At 77.5% G+C, this 373-nt stretch carries 1 pseudogene; it reads right to left on the reverse strand.

The window, feature by feature from the left end:
• A pseudogene (locus Q0L11_RS02925) lies at positions 1-364 on the reverse strand (hypothetical protein); the annotation flags it as partial.
• Between the last annotated feature and the right edge of the window lie 9 nt (positions 365-373).

A 373-nucleotide genomic window follows, 5' to 3' on the forward strand; every position in this document is an offset into this window, starting at 1 on the left:
CCGAACCGGGCGGGCCGACTTCCGAGGCGCGGACGTAGCCGCCGTCGACCTCCCACCAGCCGCCTTCGGCGGCGCCGGTCTTGGCCTGGATCGACGTTCCGACCGGCAGGGTCTTCACGGCCGCGGCCGAGCCGGTGGGCGCGGCGCGAACGGTCGCGGGCTTGACGGCCACGAGGGCCGCGGGCGGGGCGGCGGCGGGCGCGGCCGCCTGGGCCTGACCGCCCTGGGCCGGCGCATTGCCCTTGGGCATGGAGACCTTGGTCACGGACGCGCTGGTGGCGTAGGCGGGCGCCTGGCCGCCCAGGACGTCGGCCTCGGAGGCGCCGTCGGTCATGGCCCGGCCCTGGGTGAAGGTCTTGGCCATGCCCACGTG

Origin of the sequence: Phenylobacterium sp. (assembly GCF_024508875.1) — a bacterium.
Taxonomy (GTDB): Bacteria; Pseudomonadota; Alphaproteobacteria; order Caulobacterales; family Caulobacteraceae; genus Phenylobacterium.